The organism is Methylocystis sp., from assembly GCF_051061285.1.
Lineage (GTDB): Bacteria > Pseudomonadota > Alphaproteobacteria > Rhizobiales > Beijerinckiaceae > Methylocystis.
Genome location: NZ_JBPFEA010000049.1, coordinates 1 through 23,432, shown reverse-complemented (window position 1 = coordinate 23,432; position 23,432 = coordinate 1). Strand labels below are relative to the sequence as shown.

Genomic DNA, 23,432 nt, shown 5'->3' with positions numbered 1-23,432 from the left:
TTTTGTGAATTCCACTGACATTGGGTTTGTCCGTTCGTCCGTGAGATATACCAAATGACATGGCATTCGATCTAAAAATGCCCCCGAACCGATGATCAGCTACTTGCCGTCAGAGATGCTGAATACGTTCTACGACTTGGCGCGTGTGGACTCCGCGAGCCTTGACAAACAGTTGCGCGGCCAGGTTCAAGCGATCGAGCGCCAGGCAGCCGCCGCAGGGGCGCTTGCCTCCGGCAGAACCATTCTGCTCGCCTGCGAGGCCGGTGCGGATTCACTGGCGGCCCGCTGCCGAATGGCCTGGGCCCAACTATTCAAGGTCATGAGCGCATATGCGATCAAGATCGATCGTGACACAGGTTCGCTTTTCCTGTCCGAACTGGGGTCGCAAGCGGCCAACTCCGCGATCACCGTTCGGTCCATCGTCGGGAGCTGCTCAGTGTTCCGAGCGGACCTCTCGGACGATGCCAAGCAGGCCGGAATGGACATCATCGAGAAGGCGCTGCAACATGAGGTCGCGCGCATGAAAGCCGAGATGAAACTGCTTATTGCCGCGTCGGAGAACATGAAAGCCGTGAGCGCCCCACCGAGCATCGCGATTACCGGCGATGGGAACCTCGTAATCGCTGGCGACGGCAACCAGGTCAACGCCCTGACACAGATCGACACGGCGGCGGCCAAGTCGCTGACGGACGCGCTGAGAGCGACGTTGGAACAACTTGCTGCGCTTCCCGCCGACGCCCCTATTGATGTCGTCGAGATTAAAGAGATCGTCGAGGAGGCACTGGTCGAGGTTCAGAAGCCAAAGCCAAATAAGATCAAGGTCACCAGCGCAATCAGGAGTATTGCCGAGACGATTAAGTTCGTCCCGGCACTCAAGGCGGCCTACGACATCATCAAGCCTGCTGCCGCGATGGTGGGTATATCTCTACCATGATCGAGGCGTGGCCGCTGCTGGATATGGAGAACCGCGGGGACGGAGTGGGCGATCTACGGTGACAAGCTGACCTGCCATGGGGTTGCAATCACTCCTCTTGACCCACCTCCCGCGCACGCATCCGAAAAGCGGACCCTCCGAACTCCTGCTTTGGGTCAAAAGTGTTCGCCCACCACCGTTTCCACCCCCTCTGTCGCTGGAACCAAAGCGTTAGATTCCGGCCACCAGATCGGGGAGACGAATTCAAACCGGAACTGCGAGAGCTCCAAAACGATCGCGTGGATGACGTGCTCAATGGTGCCCACCCGGCGTGTGAGGAGCGCACGACGGCGCTGTGTCTGCTACGCGCCATCGAGGTGCTCGATGGCGACCAGGTTGCCAACTCCGGCAAGTAGACGGATCAAGATTGTTCGCAAGGCCATTCAGCCCTGGCGCGGCGGATGGTCGACAACGCCGACGACGACGGCACGGTGTAGTCGGCAAGCTTCTCGGGTCCGCAGAACGGGGCTTGGACGGCCCGTCATCGACCCTACCAAGGTCAAAGTCATTCTCGCAGGGGAGTGAACACACCTCGATATGAAAGCATAAATCCTCATAAGTCCCACGTTTATCCTACTAATAATTGCTATTTATAAGTGTGCATCATCGATGAATAGTCACTGATGCAGACATTAATACATAAGAAAGGAAAATTATGACCAAGCGCTCCGTTGACGAAACTGTTGTTGCACGCAAGGCAATCTCCGCACCTTATGCTGATACTGCTCTTTGCAAATTCTTGACCAAGCAGATTGCAGCGTTGTCCGGCGTCAAAAGCCAGAGGGAGATCGCTGCGGAGGTTGGGTATGATCGGTCTAACATAATTTCGATGATCAAAAAGGGAGACACAGCGCTGCCACTCGACAAAGTCCCTGCGTTTGCAAAAGCACTAGACGTTGATCCAAAGCACCTCTTCCGATTAGCGCTCGAACAGAACCACCCTGAGATCGCGCGCGTAGCCCATGAGATTTTTGGCAATGTCGTAAGCGAGAATGAAATGGCGCTCGTCAGGATGTTTCGCGAAGTTACTGGCGATCGCGATCCGAAGCCGGAGGCCGTATTACTCAAGTCGATTGAAGACGCCTTCAAAACGAAACGACGGCTTGAGTGACGCCGGGCATGCTGAAAGCCCCCAACGGGGCGGCGAACCAGTCCGGCGTCGGCGGAAATCCTAGCCACGCGAGACTGCCTCGCGAAGTCCTAGATGGGGACGCAATCTCTTATTGGGATGCAGCCTGTGCCTGGTGATTTTCCATTCGCAACACCTGCCGCCAGTGCGTTCCCAACTGAACAGATAAAGGCGGTCCGATTAGATGGACTGAACTCGTGCCTGTCCCTCCCTACCCTGGTAACGAAAACGGCCTCTCCGTAAACCCAGCGTCAGGCCAGCGGACAGTTTTGTTTATTGAATGTTTGTTGAATGTTTAGACGCGATCGCTTTGAATGACCGAGTCCATACAAGATATTGATAGCGCCAGAGCTAGAGCTACTATACCTCGAACAAAAACCCATCGAACGGATCGAAAGCTAAATAAATTTGCACGATGCGGAAAACAGCAATTTTCCGAGCTTTGTTAAGCTGAAGGACGTCCGCTCAAGCGGAGGTCTCACTGAGACAATAGATACATCGGCGACGATTAACACTGCCGGGACAGACAGCTCAGAGAATTTCCCTCGTCAGGAAAACAAGGTAACACCTGCCAATCTCGGCGTTGGATCTCGCCCTGGTCTCCTCGCTCGTTCCGACGGCGTCCTCCCGGATACGCTTCGATCTTCGTCCTCACCAACGGCTCTGAAAAAAGCGCTCCGATCGCCGCCAGATCCCGGCGCGACATCATCATTCATGCAGCTGAGGCACCGCCTCGGGTTCGCATGCGACCCGGCCAATTTTACTCCTTGTCGCGCGGGCTTTCGATGCGCCACCAAAATTGGAGAAGATCACGCTCACTTTCAAATCTTTCCTTTCCAGATCCGAGCTTCGACCCATAAACGTTTAGATAGGTAATGACGCAGTCGATAAAAAGTGATTTCATCGTCTTGCGGCGAGTAGCCGCCTCTGCTTTTACTAGGGCGTGAACTTCCGGAGGAAGCTTAAAGTTAGTATCTCGAAGAGCTATTTTTAGATTAGCGTGTATAGTGTCACGATCTTCTGGCATATTCTTACACCTAAGCATGTCTGAATGACATTAAATGTAAATTGTCTGCGAATCAATACAAATTTTCAATAGTCTATTCGAGCGATTTCGCTAATTACTTATTTAGCTATCAAAGCGCGCGAACTGGTGCCATTGGATGACCTTCAACGAGGTGACGTCGCCCATCCATGCCAACTTGCATTTCCTCAGCTACCGAACACAAGTCGCAGAGGTCCTCGCCGCGCGCCGTTGCGAACTGCCCTCTCGTCAACATGCGGGCGGGCTTCGAATTTTGCGGGATCTCGGCGTGTAGGTTAACGTCCTCTTAATTTCAACGCATCGATCTTCGGGCTGGGTAATGACAGGGCGTGAGCTCAAGGTAAGCTATTCCGTCACTGATAACGTCAATCTCGCCTTTTATCAGAACGCGGTGCCGTTCCTGCGCGAGCTGATGCTGGCGAATGAAAGCGGACGAGAGCTCGCTGATGTCAGCGTCAAGCTGACAGCCGAGCCGCCCGTCCTGACGCCTCGGATATGGCGCGTAGACCGGATCGCGAACGGGTCGTCGCATCATATCCATCCACTCGATCCGAAGCTCGATCCCACGGCCCTCGGCGGCCTCAATGTCGCAAGGCGCGCGGAACTGCGCTTCCTCGTTGAAGCTGGCGGCGAAGTAGTCGCCGAGGAAAGAGTGGAGATCAATCTGCTACCGCCCTCGCATTGGGGCGGTATGAGCGCAGCGCCCGAGCTCCTTGCAGCCTTTGTGCAGCCGAATGACCCGAACGTCGACGTGATCTTGCGCGAGGCCGCGGACAAATTAGCCCAGGCCGGCCGCGACCCGGCGATCGATGGCTATAAGCACGGCAAAAAGGCGCGCGCCTGGGAAATCGCGGAAGCGATATGGTCCGCGCTCGCCGCCCATTCCATCGCCTATGTGCTCCCGCCCAAAAGCTTCGAGCGGCACGGCCAGCAAGTTAGGGGACCGAGCGAGATACTATCGCGACAAGTCGGGACCTGTCTCGATCTCTGTCTCTTTTACGCAGGCTGTCTCGAACAGGCGGGACTCAATCCGCTCATCGTTCTGACCGAGGGGCACGCTTTCGCCGGCGTCTGGCTGGTCGATGAAGATTTCACCGAAGCGGTTGTGGATGACGCCCAGGCGCTGCGCAAGCGCGTGCAGCTCCAGGAAATGGCGCTGGTCGAGACGACGCTCATCACGGGAGCGACGCCGTCCCGATTCAGGCATGCCGTCGATCAGGGCGCGAAGCAGATCGCCGAAGCCGCGACGCCGGTTTTAGAGCTCGCAGTGGATGTCCGGCGCGCCCGTGCGGCCGGCGTCAAGCCTATGGACCTCGGCAGGGGCGCCGAACCCGCGGCGGAAGCAAATGTGGCCCCTGCCGCAGAGCTGATTCTTGAAGAGGCGCCGCAATTCGAAGAGGAGTTCGACGCACGGGCTCAGCGAGACGCGCGCCCACTGGATCGGCTTGAGAGCTGGAAGCGCGCTCTTCTCGATCTGTCGATGCGCAACCGCCTCCTTAATTTCAGGGAGGGGAAGACCGCGATCTTTTTAGAATGCCCCGACCCGGCAAAGCTTGAAGACATGCTGACCGCAGGCAAGATGTTCAAACTCTTGGGCCGAGCGAGCGTTTTCGACGGTCAGGATGGCCGCGACCCGGCATTGTTCGACAGCACTTACAAGGAAGACGGCAGAAAGCGTTTCGTGCTGGAGGCGCTCGAGCGCGAGGAGCTTCATGCCCATGTCGCCGAGGCCGATCTGGAAGGGCGGCTAACGGATCTCTTTCGCACTACGAGACTGGCCTTCGAGGAAAGCGGCGCCAACGTCCTTTTTCTGTGCTTGGGCTTCCTGAAGTGGTCGCCCAAGAAAAGCGCCGGCCACTATCGCGCGCCGCTGATCCTCGTTCCCGTCAGTCTGGAGCGTAAGAGCGTGCGGGCCGGGTTCCGCCTCAAATTGCATGAGGATGAAACCCGATTCAATCCGACGCTTCTCCAGATGCTGCGCGAGGACTTCGAGCTCTCGGCGCCCGAACTCGAAGGTGATCTGCTGCGCGACGCCTCCGGCGTCGACGTCGCGGGCATCTGGCGCATCGTGCAAAAGCACGTCAGAAACATCAAGGGCTGGGAAGTTGTCGAGGACGTTGCGCTGGCGACGCTCTCGTTCACAAAATATCTTCTTTGGAAGGATCTCGTCGAGCGCACGGAGGAACTCAAGCGCAACCCCGTCGTGCGTCATTTAATCGAGACGCCCTCCCATTCCTTTGAAGGCTCGGGCGGCGGATTTGTGGAGCCGGAGACGCTCGATGCAGCTGTCGACCCGTCCGAACTTTTCACCCCGCTTTTTGCAGACTCTTCGCAGCTCGCCGCCGTCGTTTCGGCACAGCGCGGTAAGGATTTCGTGCTGTTTGGGCCGCCGGGCACGGGTAAGAGCCAGACGATCGCCAATATGATCGCCAATTGCCTGGCGCACGGCAAGACGGTGCTTTTCGTTTCTCAGAAAACTGCTGCGCTCGAAGTCGTTCGCCGCCGGCTCGACAACATCGGCATCGGTGACTATTGCCTCGAGGTGCACTCGACCAAGGCGCAAAAATCCAGCGTCGTCGCGCAGCTCGCCAACGCCTGGCGCGAACGCAGCCGCGCAGACGAAGGGGCCTGGTCGATCGCCAATGCGCAGCTTGCCTCCAAGCGCGACGAACTCAACCGCTTGGTCTCAGCGCTTCACCGCCGACGCTCGAACGGCATGACTGCCTATGAAGCCTTCGGCCGCGTAATCGCGCATCGAGATCTGCATCCGGACGTTGGATTGTCCTGGCCGCGGCATATTGACCACGACCCGCAGACTCTTGTCGCTCTTAGTGCCGTGACCGACAAACTTGCCGTCGCGGTCCGCGGGATCGGCGATCCCGCGACGCATCCGCTGAGAGGCATGCGCCAGACGCGATGGAACCCGGCTTGGCGTGACGAGGCCGCGGCCGCCATCGACCGTCTCCACGGCGCTATGCAGGACTTGCGGAGGAATGCGGAGGTGTTCTCCGGATCGATTGGCCTCCACCAGAATGCCATGGGGCTCGCGCGTCTGTCGGAACTCCTTAACCTTGGAGCCACTCTGACGACGTCCGACGCCGCCGAATGCACCGCGGCGGCCGTGCTCTTGAGAGACAACGTCAAGACAGCGATCGAGAATGCACTGCGCGAGCTCAGGAGGCTAGCGGATCGCGCCGACGCGCTCCGGAAGGACATGGACAGCAGCTACGCGCGCGCTGTCCTCCGCCTCGATTTTGCTCAGATCGAGAGAGACTGGAATGCCGCCTGCGAGGCTAATTTTCTTGTGCGCGCAGGTCGCAAGGAGAAAATACGGGCGCAACTGCAGCCCTATTGTGCGACGCCACCGCAGGACATCTCGCGGGATATCGTGCGCTTGCGCGAGCTGGCGTCGATCGCGGCCCACGCCGACGGTCTGAACACGACCTTCGCCGAACTTGGACGCTTATACCGTGGGCTCGATACGGATATAGACGGGATCGAGCGTCTCATCGCCTGGTCGGTCAAAATACGTGAGGCGGTTCGGAGCTTTGCGACAGAATCAGACGATGCGGTGTGGCTTCACGACCACGTCGCCGTGCTTCTGGCGGACTATGGCCATCTGCTCCAGCCTGGCGGCGCCGCCTATGAAGCCTTTTACGCGATGCAGACCGGCTGGGCCGACGCCTGGAGCGCCATCGTAGAACTCGCGCGCTGCGTGGGCGTTGACGATCCTGCAGCCTTCGTTGAGCCACGCGCGGATTGGGACGATGTGCTGATCGAGCGCAGCGCACGCTGGCGCGCAGGTCTCATCCAGGCGCCCCAATGGGCCAACTGGCGCGCCGCAGCGGCCGAAGCGGCGCAACTGGGTCTAGCGCCGCTGGTGGACGCCATCGAGGCAGGGGTTACGGCAATCGGGGCGATCAGACCTGCTTTTGAATTTTCATACGCGCGCTGGTTTGCGGAGAAGATCGTCAATCAGGACGAGATCCTCAGTTCTTTCCTCTCCGTCCGGCACGAAGCGGCCATCGAGGCCTTCATAGCCGCCGACCGGCGCGTCGCCGAGCTGTCGAAGGAGATCATCCGGGCGCGCATAGGCGCCGACATTCCTACTCGGACAAATTTTGGCGCGGATCCGGAATGGGGAACTTTGGCGCGCGAAACGCAGAAAAGAGCGCAGCACATTCCGCTGCGCCAGCTCTTCGCCCGCATCCCCAACGCGCTCACTAAGCTGACGCCCTGCGTCATGATGAGCCCTTTATCCATTGCGCAATATCTGCCGCCGGGCGCGAAACCTTTCGATCTTGTGATCTTTGATGAAGCTTCTCAAATACAGGTGTGCGACGCCATCGGAGCCATCGCTCGGGGCAAGCAGGCGGTTATCGTCGGCGATCCCGAGCAGTTGCCGCCGACCAGCGTGGGCGAGCGAGTGATCGACGACGCCGACGACTTGGCGCTGCCCAGCCAGAAAAGCATCCTCGATGAATGCTTGGTCTGCAACATTCCCTCCATGAGGCTGCGTTGGCATTACCGCAGCCGACACGAAAGCCTGATCGCCTTTTCCAACGCCAAATATTACAAAGGCGAGCTCGTCACCTTCCCCTCCCCCGTCACGCATGACGATGCGGTTCGCTTCATCCATGTGCCGGACGGCGTCTACGAACGGGGCGGAGCCAAGATAAACCGGAAGGAGGCGCAGGCCGTCGTTGACGAGGTCCTGCGGCGCCTGAAGAACGCCCCCCAGTCCATTGGCATCGTCACCTTTAACGGCGAGCAGCAAAAGCTTATCGAGAACCTTCTCGATCAGGCGCGGCGAGGCGACCCATCGCTGGAAAGGTTCTTCGACCCAAAGCAGGTTGCGGAGACGGTTCTGGTCAAGAACATCGAGAACATCCAGGGCGACGAGAGGGACGTAATCATCTTCTCCGTAGCAGTCGGCCCTGACCAGACCGGCCGCGTCACTGCGCAGATTTCTTCGTTGAACAGCGAAGGCGGACACAGGCGCCTGAATGTCGCGATCACGCGCGCGCGCCGGGAGCTCCTCGTCTTCTCGACGATGCGGCCGGAGCAGATCGACCTCGGCCGCACCAGCGCGAAGGGAGTCGTCGATTTCAAGCATTTCCTGGAGTTTGCGCGTAATGGCGCACGGGCGCTTGCTGAATCATTCGCGCCGACGGGAGGCGAGACCGAGTCGCCCTTCGAGGCGGGGGTCAAGCGGGCGCTGGAGGCGAAAGGCTGGCAGGTCCATCCGCAGATCGGAGTCTCGCAATTTCGGATTGATCTCGGCGTGGTTCATCCGGACGCGCCCGGGCGCTATCTCGCCGGCATTGAATGCGACGGCGCGACCTACCATCGCTCCGCCACTGCCCGGGATCGTGACCGGCTGCGGGAGTGGGTGCTCACCGACCTCGGCTGGCGGATACGTCGCATCTGGAGCACGGACTGGTGGATGAACCCCGACGCCGCGCTGGAAAAGCTTCAAGCGCAGCTAGAGCAAGATCTTGCGGCCGATCGGATCGCGGCGCCCGAGACAGAGGAACCGCAGCATCAGTCGTCCTCTTCGACCAACGAGACGAAGCATGCTTTCGAGCCGACGCCGTTGCAGCCGACGCCGGAACGACAAGCGCCGGAGACTGAGGACGCTACTGCTGTCGTGCAAAGCCCAACTAAAGTCTACGCCGACATGGCGCCAACGTCCCAGCAGACGACGGCTTGGACTGTCTACCGGTTTGCCGATCCGACGACCGTCGCCGCGCCAGACGCAACGCGCTTCTATGACAGGGATTATAGGCCAGTGCTGCGCGACATGATCGACCATGTCGCGGCCATTGAAGGGCCGATCTATCTCGACCTTCTCGTTGAACGCATCGCGCGCGCCCATGGTTTCCAGCGTGCCGCCGAGCGCATTCGCGGAATCGTGAAAGCAGCTCTCGGCGCCAACCGGCTGGCCGTGACCCGCGACGGCGACCGGGAGATTGTCTGGCCGCCGGGCGCCGATCCTATGGAACTATCGCCCTATCGGCAGGGGCAGCGCGAGCACGGCGACATTCCCTTGCCCGAACTCGCAAGTCTCGCGGCCCAGTTTCGCCGGGATGGCCTCGCGGGCGAGTTGCTGGTCCGAGAGATGCAGGATCATTTCCGGCTCGGGCGGCTTTTCACCTCGACTAGAGATCGTTTTGAAAACGCTATCGAGCTCGCGCTGACCGTCGAGCGGGTTTAGAGTTCGCCGCGTCCATAGCGAGCAGCGTCGACCTGCTTTTTGGCGCGCTCTGTCGGCTTTGCTCTCGGAGGACACCGGCATAGCATGGCTCGAACTCCGAGGTGGAATAGAAAATGAACAACTGGGCCAAGCTCGTTCGATTCGCCGCCGGGATGGCTTTCGGCCTAGATGTGCGCATGCGGCGGGGCGTCCGGTCAAACCGACCACGAGCTAGCGTGTCTGGGATAACAAGTCTCCGAGTCATCGCGTCACGGGCGCTCTGTCGGAGCGTCGATCATTGTTCACTATGCCGATCTTATCTGGCTACGACTTACTGCGCGACTCTTCCCTTTCGCGAGCATCCACGTATCGCTCGGCGGATATGACGCTTTGAGCAGTTCCAACGATGAAATCCGCTTGGTATCTTCGATACTCTCCCGAAGGTCTTGGATGAAAGGCCGCTAATTCCAGATGGCTCAATCTCCTTCTCTGAGATTCAGTCCTCCGCGAGGGATTTTCTGTTCATGCGATTTACATTCATTCATGCCGCTGACCTTCACATCGACAGTCCGTTCGCTGGCCTCGGTCTGAAAGACCCGATTGTTGCGGAGCGTTTTGCCCATGCCGGGCGCCGCGCAGTGGAGGCGCTGATCGACGAGACGATTTCCGCGAAGGCAGCGTTTCTCGTCATCTCCGGCGATATCTTCGATGGCGATTGGAAGGATGTCACTACGGGCCTCTTCTTTGCACGTGCTCTCGGCCGTCTAGACCGGGAAGGCATTCAAACCTTTATCGTGAAGGGCAACCACGACGCCGACAGCTTAATGTCGAAATCTTTGCCTTATCCCGAAAGCGTTCGGATCTTTTCCTCGGCGCAGCCTGAATCCATCCCGCTCGAAGTGCTGCGGGTGGCTCTCCATGGACGGAGCTTTGGGGGGCGCCTCGTTGGCAATGATTTCGTCGCGAGTTATCCCACGCCGCGCGAGGGATGGTTCAATATTGGTGTCCTACACACCGCGCTGGACGGGACACGCGGGCATGAATCCTATGCCCCCTGCACGGTCGATGATTTGCGCCGCTTCGGCTATGATTACTGGGCGCTCGGCCATGTGCACGCCGCGGAGGAAATCTGCCAGGATCCCTGGATCGTCTATCCCGGCAACATCCAAGGACGCAATGTGCGCGAAACCGGGCCAAAGGGCGCGATGCGCGTCGTTGTCGAAGATGGGCGCGTCATCAGCCTGTCGCGCGTTCCGCTTGATGTCGCGCGTTGGGAGCATGTGCGCGTCGAGGCGTCGGACTGCGATGACGAAGAGGAGCTTCTCAAACGAATCGAAGCGCAGCTAAGTGCTACTTATGCCGAGGCCGAGGGACGTCCACTGGCCGCGCGCGTTACGCTCGAGGGCGTGACGCCGCTGCATGCACAGCTCGTCGCGAGGCGGGAGGCGATCGAGGCGGACGCGCGCGCATTTGGCTTTCGCGTCGCTGAGGATTGTTGGGTTGAGCAGATCAAGATCACGACCCTAGGGCCGGCAGACGCAGCCGTGGCCAGCGAAGATGATGCGTTCGATATCGAAGCCCTATTACGTGACGCGGCGGAGGATCCAGACTTCACACAAGCGCTGGCCAAGTTAATCAATCAGGTCATGGACAAACTGCCGCGTTCCTTGAGGAACGAATTGCCCGCGGACGCCTCGGCGCTGGCGAGCCTTGTAGCCGAGGCGCGCGACCGTCTCCTTGGCGAGCTGGCGATGGAGATGGGGGCGTGAGATTTGAAACGTTAACATTCGAGCGCTACGGCGCTTTCACCGATCGCGTGCTCACCTTTCGCGCGAACGCGAATCTGCATGTCGTGCTCGGCCCCAATGGAGCCGGCAAGACCTCGGCGCTCTGCGGCGTTGGTGATCTGCTCTTTGGCTTTGGCAAGCGCACTGAATACGATTTCTTGTATGAGGCGAAGGCCCTACGCATTGGAGCTAAGTTGCGCCTCGCCGACGGCTCACCGCTCGCTTTTAGACGGCGCAAGGGCGACAAGAACACTATTCTGGACGAGGCTGATAAGCCGCTCTCTGATGATCTACTCAGACCGTTGCTCGGCACGGTGAAGCGCGAGGTCTTTTTCAATGAATTTGGCCTTACGGCGCAGGCGTTGCGGGCGGGTGGCCAAGAATTATTGAGGGCGGGCGGGCGCCTAGCGGAGACGCTTGCAGCCTCGTCCGCGCAGCTGTCCGCCATGTCGCGCGTGCGCATGCGCCTGGAAAAAGAGGCCGATGATCTGTTTGGCCCGCGTCGTTCAGCGAGCAAGGCCTTTTACGCCGCCACCGACAGATTTGACCAGGCTGAGAAGCGCCTGCGCGAAGCGATTGTCACCACCGATGCGCTGAAAGTGGCGGAGCAGGTGGTCGCTGAGGCGCAGCGTCGTTTGGACGAACTGCATGTCAAGCATGATAGCATAGGGCGCGACCTCGCGCGCCGACAGCGGGCCTTGCGCACGCGCCCAAGACTGCTCCGAATTGAGGCGTTGCGCAGCAAACTGGAAACTCATGCGGATTTGCCGCCTGTTGGTGCCGACGTCGTTCAGACATGGCGGTCTGCGCTCGAAGAGCAAAACCAGATCGACTGCCAACTGGCCGAAATTGATCTGGTGGAGGCGCAAAATAATACCGAGATCGCCCAACTCGACGTCGATGAGGCTCTGCTCGCTGTTGGCCCGAGGGTGGACGCTTTGCGTGAGAAGCTCGGAGCCGTGCGCAAGGCGGAAGAGGATTTGCCGAAGCGCAATGAGGCATTGCGCCTCGCGCGAGAGGAGTTGACCAAGTGCGCGCGTCGGCTGGGCCTCGCCTCGCATGACGAACTGTTGACTGGAATGCCGTCTGATATTGATCTGGTGACCGTGCGGGACTTGATTGGGGGGCGAAAGGAGGCCGAACGAAGGCTCGCGGAAGCGGAAAGCGGCCTGGAGACCGCGCGATCGGAGTTGCAACGGCTTGACCAAGACATCGGAGCACAGCGCCACGCCGCTGATCCCAATCCTTTTTCACGACGGCTTGACGCATTCGCCGACGTTCCCGCCGACGCCGATCGCCTTCGCCGCGAGATGGCGGCGCATGGGGCGGAGAACCGACGCTTGTCCGAAGACGCCGCGAAACTCGATCCGCCGGCGGGATCGCCCGATGAGTTTGCTCGCCGCCCACTGCCGCAGGCGTCACAGATTGAAGCCGCCCATCAGCTGTTCGCCAAGATCAGCGACGAAGAAAAGAGCGTTGCGGAAAAGATTGAGGCCGTAAGGAGGACCTTGACGGCGATTGACGAGGAGCTGAAGCGCCTCTCAGAATCTGGCGCCGTGGCGACGAAGGAAGACCTCGTTAAAGCGCGAATCCGGCGCGACAAAGAGTTCGCGACGCTTGGCGTGCTTCTCGTCGAGAATCCGACGTGCGGGCGGGAGAGTCTTGAGGCTCTGGGGGCAGCCAATGTCACAATCGACGTAACTACGGATCTGCTGCTCTCCAACGCGGACCGAGCGTCGCGTTTCGAAGCCGCACACGAGCGCCTGTCAAAGGAACGAGTGCAACAGGAAAGCCTTGTTTCCTCGCAAGAGGAGATCGAGTCGCGCAGACGCGAAGCGGAGACGGCTTGGCTAGCATTGTGGGCGCGAAGCGGCATAAACCCTCATGCGCCGGCGATCATGGCGCGATGGCTCGAGCGAACGGCGGACCTTTTGGAGCACCGCCGCCGCCTCGAAGACCAGAAAATCGAACACGAGGCGCTGGCCCGAAAGCTCGAGGAACATCACGGCGCTTTGAAGCGACTCGTTGAAGATATGAGCGTCGTGGCTGATGCCGAATTGCCGATCGAAGCGCTATACAAAGTTGCGCGCGCCGCCGTCGATCACCTGCAAGAAAGCTGGGCCGCACTGCGCGAACAGACAGTCCTGCGGGCCAAGGCGGTGGAGGCTGTGACCCGCGCGGATGCGACCTTGGCGCGCATTCGAGAAGAGGTGGAAAGCTTTCGCTCCTCTTGGCCGAAAGCACTTGTTGCGGTGGGCCTCTCCGGAGACGCATCAATCGTGCAGGCGGAAGCGGCGCTCACTATTTGGCAGGGTGTTCCGATCCAGAAACAGAACTTCGATCAAGAAGCTCATAGAGTCGAAGCAATGCAGAGCGACATCGCGGCTTTTGAGCAAGCAGTCACCGCACTCGCCCGAGAGGCGGCACCCGATCTGACGGCTCTGCCGCCGCGCGAGGTGCTCGATAAGATCAGCCAAAGATTGGTAGCAGCGCGGCGTGCGCATGATCAGCGCGAAACATTGCGCATGGCGGGCGAGAAGCGTTCAGTATCGCGCAGGGCGCTGGCCACGAAACGCGAGCTGACCGTCGAGATGCTGAAGCGGGCGCGCGAAGTCATCGGACTAACTGAAGACGATGATCTGTTAGGCGCGATTGAGAGTTTGGAGCAACGCAACGCGCTGGCCGACGAACTCGCCGACGTCCTGCGTGATTTGGCCGACATCGGTGACAATCATGACGAACTTACATTGCGCGAGGAACAGCGCGATCTTGATTTCGATATTCTGCCGGGTGAAATTGAACGACTGACGCTCGGGCACAGTGAGCTCATGGCGGATATCGCCGGAGCTGTGACAGCACTGCACGACGCCAGAAAAGCGCGCGACCTTTTAGTGGTGGGTCGCGACGCTGAAAGCGCGGCGCGCGACAGGGCTGAAGCGAGCACCGAACTGCTCACCATCGCCGACCACTGGCTGGCTCGAGTCGCGGCGGCATGTCTCGCTACTCGCGCGATCGAGCGACATCGCGCCGCCGCGCAGGATCCGCTAGTCGGACGCGCTTCAATGCTGTTCGCAATTGCTACTGCCGGCACCTTTGCGGGCCTTGGGGCGGAATATGATGAAGCCGACACGCCCGAGCTTGTCGGACTTCGTCCCGACGGCGGGCATGTTCCCGTCCTCGGCATGAGTGAGGGCGAGCGCGATCAGCTCTATCTGTCGTTGCGTCTCGCCTTACTCGAGTTGCGCTCGAGCGAACCGCTGCCCTTCATTGCCGACGATCTACTCGCGAGTTTCGATGAAATACGCGTTGCTCGTGCTCTCGAGCTCCTCGCCGAATTTGCACACACGCGCCAGGTTATTCTTTTCACCCATCACCGCCATGTTGCCGAAATCGCAAGAGAGCGATTGCAGATGGCGGTCGACATAATCTCAATATGAATTGGCCCGCGGCGGAAGCCTTCTCTTCGCTGTCGAATGCCATATGGGCTTCGTGGCATCGTTCAAAGGATTTCTCGAGTCCAATACGCGGATATCTCTGTGCCGGTGGACCGCTTCGCCCCTGGGAGACCTTCTGTATGTCCGCTTGGGGCCTAGCTAGAAGGCGGATCTTCAGATGTTGCCGTGTCAGGCGTAGCACACGCGATGATACGCCAGTTTCAGTCTCGCAGCGGCGGTCGACGCAGGGTTCACTGCGCGAAGCTATCGCTGTTCTGTCACCCATCGAGGAATATCGCGGTGTGCGCCGAAGTGGACACCGAGCGTTCCCATACGCCACGCCGGGAGAAACTTTGATTTTACCGGGAACCGTGTGACCGGATCGCAGAGGACCAGTGCAGAGTCCACGAGTGGCAAATCTGCACCTGAATGCCGCAAGGCCGAACTAGCTTCAAGCTTCCGGTCACATTAGCATTCAGAGAGCAGGATTTCTTAAATCCATAAAATTTGCGGGCGCAATTCATGTCAGAGTTCGAAGCCAGACCGCTGCATTTGCACACCCTCGATTCATTGCTTGCGGACCTGATCAGCGGCCGCGAGATAATGCTCGGTTCGGGAGAAAGGTTTGGCCTGCCGGATAGGCGAACACGCGCGGCATTGGCTTGGTATCGCAAGAAAGGTCCGCAGAGCTGGACGAACTCTGTAACGTCCGGAGCTGGCGAAGACCTTGTCAAAGCGATTTTCAAAGAGCCGCCGGAACTCCCCGCGATTTCGGCCAGGATCGCGGGATCCGCGCGCCGATTAATCTTGAAGAAGCTCGAAGCGCATCGCTTTGCGGGTCTCCACAAGTTCGGAACCATTGAATCCCCACCGCCGAATTACTCCCATGAATTCACCGAACGGTTGACCCTCTTCGAGGGATTGAATGGATCTGGCAAAACGTCGCTCGTGAACGCCATAATCTGGGTCCTGACCGGAGAAATACTCCGGCCGCAGCGGGAGCCCGAGGAAGCGGGCCACGAATTTGAGTGCTGGATCAACACAGCAGATGAGGATGTCTTCACACCGCGCCGCCTGTCTTCAGTCACACCACTTCCTGACACTACAAAATACCGGCTGGACCAGGCATGGGTGCACGCCGATACATGGGTTGAGCTGACATTCGCAGATGAGACGGGCGCGCCGCTGCCGCCAATCCGTCGTTCACAGACAAGAAGCAATCAGGGCAGGTTGCGAGAGACGCCTCCCGATTTTTCTGTCCTCGGGATCGATCCCATTTCGGCTCGGATAGGAACCATCATGCCCGGGCTGCTGCCGTTTATCAGGGTTGGATCGGAGTCCGAGCTGGGCCGGGCTGTGGCTGAGCTTACCGGCCTTTCCGCGCTCATCGACCTCGCAGATCATGCGCGACGGGCTCACGCGAAAGTCGAAGGCGACTACACCAAAGCTGCGGTAGAGGAGCGGGAACGCGTTGACGCCGCATACAAGATGGCTCGCACCGACTTGAATGCGATCTTTGAGCAACATCCGGAAATTGCTCCTTCCATGGGCACTCCGGCCGCTTCGGACGACAAACAGATTGAAGAAAAGCTTGAGGAGATCGTCGCGCAGTTGGGGGCACTAAGGGCAGACGCATTCTCCTCAGCGAGGGCCATATTGGGCGAGGATTTCGATCCGGCCGAACGAATGTGCGTTGTCGAGCTGGAGCGCAATATCGGCGGCGCCAAAGAACGTGCCCGTGCGCCTCAACAACTTCCGTCGGCGGCTCGTCTGGGCAAGCTGCGCGCGCTCTCAGCAGAGCAGTTGAATGCCGCTGACGAAGCAATCGAAAAGTGCATTACCGAGGCTAAGACGCTTTCAGACTTGGCGAAAGACCCGTCGCGGGCGGCGCGGATCAGGCTCTATGCTCACGTCGCGTCCTGGATTGCGGATCACCCTGGTGAGCACCAAGACAAGGACAACTGCGTTGTTTGCGGGGGGGCACTCACGAATCTGCTGGATCAGGTAACCGGAAAGCCAATCACGGAACACCTACAGGAGGCTGTAACGGACGCTGCTTTGGTGTCCCAGCTTCTCGGTCAGTGGGCGGCCAGTGCCCTTGGAACGCTATCAGGCGTTCTCCCCGAGGCACTGCGATCGGAGCTGCAGTCGGACTTACCCACGCATCCCTGCGACCTTCTTAGAGCCGCCATCGTTGACGAGTTGTTTGCGTTCGACCCATTCAAAGGGGTGCTCGAGCCACTCGGGGTCGCAACGTCCAGAACGTTCGATCACATCATTGATGGCCGTCCAGATCTGTCCCCGGCATGCAAAATTGAACTACCGCAGGGATGCGAGGTGGTTGGCGCCGCACTCTGTCGCCTCGAAAAGGCGATCAGGTTCGCACGGTGGCGTCACGAGAACGATGCATTGGCGCTCCGAATATTAACCGAGGCTATTGGTAGGTTACCAAGAGATGGTGAGACAGTTCAACTCGGAAGCCTCCTTGCGACCCTCGTCGAGTTGGAGCGAATTGTCAAAGCAGCCAAGCCGATTTCCGAGGCTTTGACGAGATGTGATCGCCTAAAAACAGAATTGAAGAAACGCCGGGCAATGGAGCGGCAGCTGGGCGATCTTGCCGAGGCTAGCGAAGCCATTCGCGGTTTGCTGATTCTGGGCACATTGGCTGATCAGCAGGTCGATAGCCTACGCCAGACGCTGAGGAAAGAGGCGGCGACCTGGCGTTCCGCGATTTATGCCGGAGCTTATCCGGATACGGGCCACGAACTCGTCGATGCTCGGATGGGACGAAAGGGTGAACTCGGACTTATCGTCGCTACTGGCGGAGTGATGGCCCCGGCTGAGCATGTAGCGAACGCATCCGCACTGCGCGCGAGCCTGTTTGGCTTCTTTCTCGCTTTCTGGGAGCACGTTTTCAAAGAGCGCGGAGGGATTGCGACCTTGATCTTTGATGACCCTCAGGAACTTCTGGACAACGAAAATCGCGAGCGACTTGCTGTCGCGATAAAGCGGCTAGCTGACACAGGCGCCCAATTGATCCTCACATCTTACGATGAGCGCTTCGCCACACTGCTTGTGCGGCACGCCAATCCGCTTGAGCATCTAAAAGTCGAACCCGCGACACGCTTGCAACCGCGCGTGCGGACCATCCCGAGTGTGCCGGCAATCGTGGCGCGAAAAAAGATCTTTCAGGATGATCCAAACGCCGAAGAGCCTGCTCGCAATTTTGTGGACGGCTGTCGGGTCTTCCTCGAAGCCGAGCTCGGCAATCTGTTCGACGATCCGGCGCATTCAGCTTGGGTCAATGAAAATCCCGATCCAACGCTTGCCACTTTCGTGGCGAGGCTCCGGATCGAGACCAAAGGCGTGCGGGACGGGCTGTTCAGCGCCCATGTTTTTCAGCATTTCGTCAGCCACTCTGCTGTCGCCGACCACTCGCCTGTGCTCACGCTGATGAATAAATCTCACCATGGGCGCAGGCAGGAAATTCGGCCAGGCGATGTGGCGCCGCATGCAGACGCTCTTCTTAAACTCATCGAAATGGCGGAGGAGATGGGGCAGGAAGCCTTCCGCTGGCGCCGCCGCGATCGAAAGCGTGGGAACGTCGCGAACCCGCCCGACGTGCTGGACGCTATCGCATTGCTGGACCGGAGGATTCCCATTTGCCCAGATCTGGCGGCCTTCACGCGAACCACTGCAATCGGTGAATCTCAAGAAGGAATAGAATGGCTTGAACCAAGCGGCCTTGAACAGAAGTCAGTCTTCTATCTCAGGCGCCCGAATTTCGGCTTTGCCGCGCCAGAAGGAACGTTGGCGATTGTCGAGGCGTTGCCGGGGCCGTCCACGGATCGCCGCCTTGTGGTGGCGCGACATGGAATTAGAACCTATGCGCGCCGCCTCCTAAAGGGAGAGACAGACGGGCTGATCGCCCTCACGGCGGATATTCTCGATCCAAGAAATCGTGCTCCCAAGACGATCTTCCTTCCGGCAGCCGAGGTCGCATTGCATCAGGTGGCCGGAGTCATTTTCGACCACGCGATTAGCGTCGGGCTGGGCCAGGATGAAGCTGTGCCGGTCGATGCCGCCGACATCCTCGAACGCCTGGAGATCGCTTATCGCGTCAAGGACCAAAGTGCGGTTCCGCTCGCGCTCGAAAAACAGCTCGTTCTCGGCGGCCCGCTGATCGAGCTCGAAGCAGTCGGTCGTCACATGGACGCGCTGGTCGCGCTTGGCCTCGCGGACGGTAGTTGTGTGCTTAAGCGCATTGGAGCCGCGTTGCCCGGACATCTCGCACATCTACGCCAGTTCGAGAGCGTCGGCGGGCTTGGCGCGTCCGTCGTGCTTTCGGTCGGAAGAGAACATGACGGCTTCGGTCAGGTTGAGCATGCCCGAAGAATCTTCGGCGTGCTTTATCACGGATGAACGTATTTCCGTGCAATGGTCGAACGCCACCATAACGGCCTGTGCGTCCCTGTGGCGTATGAGGTCGTCGCGTCGGCCATCGCGCGGGAGCTTGGGGCCATGTTGCGGGAGAGGGCGGCGCGCCGTTCGGAGACGGTCATCTAAGCCAACGTCGACGGCGTGCGCCCCTCGCGGACAAAAGGAGCCGATCTCCCTTGCAAGAGACCGGCACGAAGTAGGAGGAAAGTGTGTCAGGGAGGTTCGCCCCATAACCAGAGCGCGCGTGGTCTCCCCTAGTTGACCTTTTGTCGCGGGAGCATGTGGGCTGCCGAGAACGCGCCTCAGTTTCGGGTCGTGCTTTCAATCGAACGCAGTTCAGCCGCCGCAGGGGCCCGCATACTGGAGTTGAGTTTTCGCAGCATCGTCACGCAGAGTTCTTTGACGGTCTCATCTTGAACCGTGTCGGCCAGCTTGGCTAAGTGGCAGAATGCCATAGTGCGCTGAGAAACAGCGTCGGCGTATTCCGCCGGGTCGGTCAAATTGAGAATGTCATCGTGGCTGCTGTCGTCAGACATAACGCGGAAACTCCAAGCTACTCGTTACGGATGACGCGAGACAGGGCCCAGCCGAGGCCGGGATTTTATCAGCCGGGCGGATCGGAAGCCAAGCGACTCTTGCGCAACGGCTTTGCTTAAATGCGAGGCGGGGTGTCCGTAAGGGTATAGCTCAGAGGACAGGCGAAGAGGGCGGAAACGAGGCGTCCGTTAGGGTTGACTTAGCCTTACGGACATGAGGGTGTGCGGACGCGATCCTAACGGACATAGGGGCCGCTCATGAAAACCATCCTTTACGCTCGGGTCTCGACTGTGGACCAGACCATCGCCCACCAAGAAGCCCAAGCCCGAGCGGTTGGGTTCGCTATCGATTATGTGGTTTCAGACGAAGGCGTGTCGGGCCTTCGCGTCCGCCTTGCCGAGCGCCCACAGGGCCGCCGCTTGTTCGATATGCTGCGATCTGGGGACACGCTCGTTGTCCGTTGGGTCGACCGCTTGGGACGCAACTACGCCGACGTGACGGACACCATCCGGGAGTTCATGCGCCGGGGCGTCATCGTTAGGACGGTCATCAATGGGCTCACCTTTGACGGCGCAACCACGGACCCCATGCAACAAGCAGTGCGGGACGCGCTAATAGCGTTCATGGCAGCGACGGCTCAAGCCCAAGCGGAAGCCACGAAGGAAGCGCAGCGGGCGGGGATCGAACACGCCAAGGCGAGCGCCCAAGAGAACAAATACCGCGGTCGGAAGCCCAGCTACTCCCGCGCGCAGTTTGAAGCGGTCCGCGACATGCTCAATCAGGGGACGGGCGTTGGACCTGTGGCGGCCGCGACGGGACTTTCACGGCAGACCGTTTATCGTATCAGGGACGATGCGGCGAGCGCCGAAGCGGCCCTTGCGGAGTGGGGGATGTAGCAGAATTGGTAGCGCGCCGACAGTGCCGCACGCTGAGTGGGTCGCAAATGTTCAGGCTAGCCTGGCTCTATCAACGTTTTAGGTTTGGGCGTTCTGGCGAGAACTATATCCATGTCCATAGGTGACGCACTGTTCACAGCCACTCTTTCAACGGTCTTGTCGATTGGCAGCGCATGGCTGACGGCGCGACTCGCACTGCGCCGCTTTGTGCGTGAAAAGGCATGGGAACGAAAGACGGGCGTTTACGCACAAATATTCGAAGCGCTCCACGACATGCGAAACTGGTATGACGCGCATCTCGATGCCGAGTTCCGCCATGCAGAACTTGACCCCGCCCAGCAGGAAGAACTGACGGAAGCCTACCGGAAGGCAAAAGCGAGTTTGTCTCGGAAGCTCAGTTCTGAGACATGGCTTCTGCCTCATTCATGTTTGGAGCGCATCTCACAACTTGAAAGGGCGCTTAGCCAAAGACACGACACGTTTTTCGAAGAGATTGATAATGGAAGCTACGAAATTGGGAAGGCTATTGACCTGCCCCCGAAGTTTCATCCAGCGGCGAGTTGAGTCCCTGCGGTTGATACGCCCGCGGGCGTGGGGTGAGCAACAGGCGATCGGCGGAGCTGGTCGGGATTGCGCAGCCGATCGTTTGTTGCGGTGAGCGCGGCTGCATAGTCCGCCGGCGTCGCATAGCCGAGGGAAGAGTGCGGGCGCCGGTGGTTATAATCGTGAACCCAAGAGCGAACTTTCTCTCTCGCATGGTCGAGGCCGAAGAACAGCGTCTCGTTGAGCAGCTCGTCCCGCATGCGGCCGTTGAAGCTCTCGCAGAAGCCGTTCTGCATCGGCTTGCCGGGCATGATGAAATGCCATTCGACCTTGTTCGCCTCCGACCAGGACAGGACGGCGTTCGAGGTGAACTCCGTCCCATTGTCGGAAACGATTATGCCGGACTTGCCGCGCCCCTCGATCAGCGCCGACAGCTCGCGCGCCACCCGCTTGCCGGAGATCGACGTGTCCGGGATCGCCGCCAGACATTCACGCGTTACGTCGTCGACGATGTTGAGGATGCGGAATCGTCGGCCACTGGCGAGCTGGTCGTGCACGAAGTCGAGAGACCATCGGGCATTCGGCTTCGCCTCGACGACAATCGGCGCCCGTGTTCCCACGGCGCGGCGGCGCGCGCGGCGCTTCCTCACCGTCAACCCTTCCTCGCGGTAGAGCCGATAGATGCGGTTCTTGCCCGAGCGCTCGCCCCGCTGACGAAGCAAGACGAACAGCCGCCGGTAGCCGAAGCGCCGACGCGCATTGGCGAGATCGCGCAGCTCGGCTCGAAGCTCGGCGTCGGCCGGGCGCGTCGACGTGTAGCGCGCCGTCTTGCGATCGATCGCGACGATCCGGCAGGCCCGACGTTCCGACAGGCCCATGACGGCCTGAAGGTGCGCGACGGCTTCGCGCTTGACGGCGGGCCCTACCATTTTTTTGCCAGGAGCTCGCGAAGTGCCGCCGCATCGAGCATCTGATCGGCCAAGAGCTTCTTCAGACGCGCGTTTTCCTCCTCCAGCGCCTTCAGCCGCTTGGCCTCGGAAACGTCCATCCCGCCGAGTTTGGGCTTCCAATTGTAGAGCGTCGTCTCCGAAACCGCGTATTTGCGCGCGAGGTCCGCCGCCTTCGCGCCGGCTTCCTGCTCCCGCAAAATCCCGATGATCTGCTCTTCCGTGAACCGTTTCTTCTTCATCGTGTCCGTCCTGCAATCGGCCGGACTCTAATCGATGCTGGTGGGATTTTTCAGGGGCACGTCAGCTATCGAGGACCTTAGGCGATTGACCCGCGCGGACCTTGGCATCGACAGTAGCTCGACAATTAAGCAGCGAATCGTAGCCTACGGCAGCCATGGCGCGAGGCTATGCAATGTGATCCTTCGCGCACTCGGTATTTCATTGAAGCGGTAAGTGAATGCGCGAGGCGTGCGCCTTGCCGCGGCCACAGGCTGAATAAGTGGCGATCACCCACTTGCCGCGCTCTGTGCAGAATTGGCCAACGCACCCGGCTCAGAAGCGATGGGGCGAGCAAAAGAGGAGCTTCAGGTATGAAGCCAAGAGACGATCCCGACCGAATGGATTTTTTGATCGCGGATTTTTCCAATGGAAATTTCCCCACCATTCAGAAATTTCCACATCCTATACAAATGTCGGTTGTCAATCGGCGTTGAACTTTGACCCTCGATCGGCGTCCAAAATTGGCTCTGACGCAAACTTGGTGCAGTCCTTGATCAGTTCGCGCCGATGAGGCGCGCCTCGAGTAGATCGAGTAATGCGCGCCCATACATTTGCCGCTTCACGAGTTTCAGCTTTGTGATCTGTCCTTCGGTCTGGCCGTTGGACCAAGCGGAGATGATTGCGGCTTGCACGGCAGCCCTGTCTCTCATGATCCCGTTAGCTAAGGACGCGACAAGGCTTGCTTTCGCTCGTTCAATCCAGGCGTCGAGTTCTTCCCCGTCTTTCTTCCGGATCATCGCATGGAAAGCAGCGATGATGCTTCGCGCGGCGACGAGTAGCGGGACGCCGTCTTCTACCGCTGCGATCGTTACAGCCTCTGATTTGGAAAGCGCGTCGCGACCAGTCGTCATCAGCCGCGCGATGGTTCTGGCGGAAGGGACGCGGCGCAAAGTTCCGGCGTCAGCTTTCTCGGCACGGCGACGCCGCCCGGCCCATTCGGAGACAACCCGCAAACATCCTCGGAAGCCTTGGCCCTTTAGACGTCGCCATAGCTCAGAGCCGTTGTGAAGCCCAGCGGCCCATTGTGCGTCAAGCCAGGGAAGATACGGCTCCAGCGAACTTTCGCGCGTTCGGAATACATCTGTAAGCGCCTTTCCGATCACCTATGCGGCGAGGCTTGACGCGGCGACGAAGCTCCACGGCATCAGTTCGTCGATGCGGCTTTGAGGATGTCCGTCGAGAATGGCTTGCAGCGTTTTGGCGATGTAGGCGACGGGATCAAG

12 protein-coding genes and 2 pseudogenes are annotated in these 23,432 nt (G+C 59.5%); 9 read left to right on the top strand and 5 right to left on the bottom strand.

Features of this window, described 5'->3' with window-relative positions; all coding sequences use genetic code 11:
- The first annotated feature begins 91 nt into the window (after positions 1-91).
- The 5 genes and pseudogenes from ACR65T_RS17770 to ACR65T_RS17750 all read left to right on the top strand — a co-directional run.
- On the top strand, positions 92-934 hold the full coding sequence (locus tag ACR65T_RS17770; protein WP_434497737.1) for a hypothetical protein: 843 nt from the start codon (positions 92-94) through the stop codon (positions 932-934).
- A gap of 694 nt (positions 935-1,628) precedes the next feature.
- Entirely contained in the window at positions 1,629-2,084 is a 456-nt protein-coding gene (locus ACR65T_RS17765; protein ID WP_434497736.1) for a helix-turn-helix domain-containing protein, read from the top strand.
- A gap of 1,382 nt (positions 2,085-3,466) precedes the next feature.
- Complete coding sequence (locus ACR65T_RS17760) at positions 3,467-9,364, top strand: DUF3320 domain-containing protein (protein ID WP_434497735.1); 5,898 nt, start codon at positions 3,467-3,469, stop codon at positions 9,362-9,364.
- A 503-nt stretch (positions 9,365-9,867) separates the two neighbouring features.
- Positions 9,868-11,112, top strand: coding sequence for a metallophosphoesterase family protein (locus ACR65T_RS17755; protein ID WP_434497734.1), 1,245 nt, complete (start codon positions 9,868-9,870; stop codon positions 11,110-11,112).
- A pseudogene (locus tag ACR65T_RS17750) lies at positions 11,109-11,660 on the top strand (ATP-binding protein); the annotation flags it as partial. The gene ACR65T_RS17755 and the pseudogene ACR65T_RS17750, both read left to right, overlap by 4 nt.
- Here the strand turns inward: ACR65T_RS17750 and ACR65T_RS17745 are convergent.
- A complete protein-coding gene (locus tag ACR65T_RS17745; protein WP_434497753.1) occupies positions 11,637-12,359 on the bottom strand; it encodes a hypothetical protein in 723 nt (240 codons plus the stop codon). The pseudogene ACR65T_RS17750 and the gene ACR65T_RS17745 overlap by 24 nt on opposite strands.
- Positions 12,360-13,028: 669 nt before the next feature.
- Between ACR65T_RS17745 and ACR65T_RS17740 the strand changes: the two genes are divergently transcribed.
- Positions 13,029-14,567 carry an ATP-binding protein gene (locus tag ACR65T_RS17740; protein ID WP_434497752.1) on the top strand — a complete coding sequence of 513 codons (1,539 nt, stop codon included), beginning with the start codon at positions 13,029-13,031 and terminating at the stop codon, positions 14,565-14,567.
- A gap of 519 nt (positions 14,568-15,086) precedes the next feature.
- Complete coding sequence (locus tag ACR65T_RS17735; RefSeq protein ID WP_434497733.1) at positions 15,087-18,986, top strand: AAA family ATPase; 3,900 nt, start codon at positions 15,087-15,089, stop codon at positions 18,984-18,986.
- Between the two features lie 320 nt (positions 18,987-19,306).
- Here the strand turns inward: ACR65T_RS17735 and ACR65T_RS17730 are convergent, their stop codons facing one another.
- The gene (locus tag ACR65T_RS17730) at positions 19,307-19,540 is read right to left on the bottom strand and encodes a hypothetical protein (RefSeq protein WP_434497732.1); all 234 of its coding nucleotides are present in this window, start codon (positions 19,538-19,540) and stop codon (positions 19,307-19,309) included.
- A gap of 258 nt (positions 19,541-19,798) precedes the next feature.
- Here ACR65T_RS17730 and ACR65T_RS17725 point away from each other — a divergent pair, with 258 nt between their 5' ends.
- Complete coding sequence (locus tag ACR65T_RS17725; RefSeq protein WP_434497731.1) at positions 19,799-20,437, top strand: recombinase family protein; 639 nt, start codon at positions 19,799-19,801, stop codon at positions 20,435-20,437.
- A gap of 111 nt (positions 20,438-20,548) precedes the next feature.
- On the top strand, positions 20,549-21,001 hold the full coding sequence (locus ACR65T_RS17720; protein WP_434497730.1) for a hypothetical protein: 453 nt from the start codon (positions 20,549-20,551) through the stop codon (positions 20,999-21,001).
- On the opposite strand, the gene ACR65T_RS17715 is transcribed toward ACR65T_RS17720, so the two are convergent.
- From ACR65T_RS17715 to ACR65T_RS17705, 3 genes and pseudogenes are all read right to left on the bottom strand, one after another.
- A protein-coding gene (locus ACR65T_RS17715; protein ID WP_434497729.1) for an IS3 family transposase occupies positions 20,983-22,169 on the bottom strand; the annotation gives its coding sequence in 2 pieces (ribosomal slippage) (positions 20,983-21,917 and positions 21,917-22,169; 1,188 coding nt in all). The two genes, ACR65T_RS17720 and ACR65T_RS17715, sit on opposite strands and share 19 nt — an antisense overlap.
- A gap of 534 nt (positions 22,170-22,703) precedes the next feature.
- Positions 22,704-23,294 (bottom strand): annotated as a pseudogene (locus ACR65T_RS17710) (transposase); the annotation flags it as partial.
- 18 nt (positions 23,295-23,312) lie between these two features.
- A partial coding sequence (locus ACR65T_RS17705; protein ID WP_434495862.1) for a transposase domain-containing protein occupies positions 23,313-23,432 on the bottom strand: 120 nt, incomplete at its 5' end.